1 protein-coding gene and 1 pseudogene are annotated in these 2,462 nt (G+C 63.9%); both read right to left on the bottom strand.

The window, feature by feature from the left end:
* Window positions 1-290: pseudogene (locus EN935_RS31080) on the bottom strand (purine-nucleoside phosphorylase); the annotation flags it as partial.
* Window positions 291-376: 86 nt separating this feature from the next.
* Window positions 377-2,462 (bottom strand): PAS domain-containing sensor histidine kinase (locus EN935_RS31075; protein ID WP_164771494.1); only part of this gene is annotated, 2,086 nt, incomplete at its 5' end.

Genomic DNA, 2,462 nt, shown 5'->3' with positions numbered 1-2,462 from the left:
TTGGCGGTCAGGCTGCCGCAGGTGCCGGTGCGGATCAACGTTCGCGCACCAAAATGCTCCAGCAATTCATGCGCATAGATCAGAAACGATGAAACGCCGATGCCCGTCGCCTGAATGCTGACAGGTTTGCCGCCAAACAGCCCAGTAAAGCCAAGCGCGCCGCGTCGGCGATTGATGCAGCGCGGCGCTTCCAGGAAAGTTTGCGCCATCCACTCGGCGCGCTGCGGATCACCCGGCAACAACACTGTGTCGGCGTAGTCGCTCTTGTCCGCTTCGTTGTGTGGCGTCACCAGCTGCTCCCCCGAGCCCGCCTGCCGTTTCACCCGCAATCATGGCGTTGTAGCGGCGCAGCGCAAGGAAAGAACTGAAGGAGGTTCTAGGACTCCAGCACATCCTTGACGATCGTCGCCAGTTGCTTGAGCGAGAACGGCTTTGGCAGGAAGCCGAAATGCGCGTCGGCCGGCAAGTTTCTGGCGAATGCGTCCTCGGCATAGCCGGACACGAAGACGAACTTGATGTCCGGCTGGCGCTTGCGCAACTCACCAAGCAGCGTCGGTCCGTCCATTTCCGGCATCACCACGTCGGAAACGACGATGTCGACCTTGCCGCCCAGCGCCTCGAACACTTCCAGCGCCTCCACGCCTGACGACGCCTCGTGCACGGTGTAGCCGCGCGAGGTCAGCGCCCGCATACCGCCCATGCGCACGGCATCCTCGTCTTCGACGAGCAGCACTGTGGCCGAGCCCGACAGATCCTTAGCCGCATCGGCGATCTTTGCCGGGGCCGCCGGCACATCGCTGGGCTCGCCTGCTTTTTTCGCTTCCGCAATATGACGCGGCAGGAAAATGCGGAAAGTCGAGCCTTTGCCGACTTCGGAATCGCAGAAGATGAAGCCGCCGGTCTGCTTGATGATGCCGTAGACCATCGACAGGCCAAGGCCGGTGCCCTTGCCGACCTCCTTGGTGGTGAAGAAGGGTTCGAAAATCTTCTTCAGCACATCGGGCGCGATACCGCTGCCGGTGTCCTCGACTTCGACCACGACATAGTCCGCCGGGGCGAGTTCACGATAGGAAAAGGCCTTGCACTCCTCGGCGGTCACGTTGCGGGTGCGCACGGTGAGATCGCCACCCGCCGGCATTGCGTCGCGCGCGTTGACCGCAAGGTTGACCACCACCTGCTCGAACTGCCCGATATCGACCTTGACCGGCCACAGGTCGCGGCCATGGTCGACCTTGAGCTTGATGTCATTGCCGACCAGGCGGGCCAGAAGCATCCTCAGATCGGCGAGCACGTCGGTCAGGTTGAGCACTTCCGGCCGCAAAGTCTGCTTGCGCGAGAAGGCGAGCAGCTGCCGCACCAGCGAAGCCGCCCGGTTGGCATTCTGCTTGATGTTCATGATGTCGGGGAAGGACGGGTCCGACGGACGGTGGTTGGTCAACAAAAGGTCGGACGCCATGATGATGGCGGTCAGCACATTGTTGAAATCGTGCGCGATGCCGCCGGCAAGCTGGCCGACCGCCTGCATCTTCTGGCTTTGCGCCATCTGCCCTTCGAGCGCCTTCTGCTCCGTCGTCTCGACGGCGTAGACGATGGCCGACTCCTCGGCGCCCTCGCCGCCGGTGCCGTCGGCGACCGCGTTGACGTAGAAACGGATGTGCCGCTCGTCGTTGCCGGGCAGAAGCGTGTCTATCGGCTCGATGTCGGCCTGCCGTTGTTGCGCTTTTTCAAAGGCAGTCGCAAAGGCCGGCCGGTCGCGTTCATGGATCACCGTGTCGAGCCGCACACGGCGATCGACGGCATCGCGATCGACGACGGATGAAAACAGCGACAGGAACGGCGCATTGGTGCGCAGGATGCGCCCGTTGTGGTCGACGCCGGCTATCGCCATCGGTGTAGAGTTGAAGAAGCGGGTGAAGCGCACTTCCGAGGCCCGCAAATCGGCCGAGGAGTCCTCGCCTTGCGTGCGGTTGAGCACGATCGTGCGCGTCGGCCCATTGAGGCCTTCGCGGCTGGCCGAAACACGATGCATGAACCGCACCGGCAGCGCCTCGCCCGTCATCGTCGTCAAGTCGAGATCGATCACCGCGTTGCGTGTCGTGCCGGGGTCAGCCTTGACCGAGCGGACCAGCGCCATGCCGTCGCCGGCCACGATCTCTGCCAGGGAGACGGCACCGGGCGTGAAGCTGGTGAGGTCGATGCCCAGCCATTCGGCAAGCGTGGCGTTGATGTAGGTGACGCGGCCCTCCTGGTCGGCCGAAAAGAAGCCGGCCGGCGCGTGGTCGAGGTGATCGATCGCCTTCTGCAAATCGAGGAAGAAACGCTCCTGCTCGGCCCGCTCCTGCGAGATGTCGGCTAGTTGCCAGGCCAGCATCGGCAGCCGCTGGCCCGGAACGCTGAAGGTGCGCGCCCGCGCCCTGTACCAGCGGGCGCCTGGCTCGGCGCCGGGCCGAATGGATTGCGCG

The organism is Mesorhizobium sp. M7D.F.Ca.US.004.03.1.1, assembly GCF_003998635.1.
GTDB classification, from domain to species: domain Bacteria; phylum Pseudomonadota; class Alphaproteobacteria; order Rhizobiales; family Rhizobiaceae; genus Mesorhizobium; species Mesorhizobium loti.
Note: the sequence above shows the minus strand (reverse complement) of the source record. Positions and strands in the feature narration are given on the sequence as shown.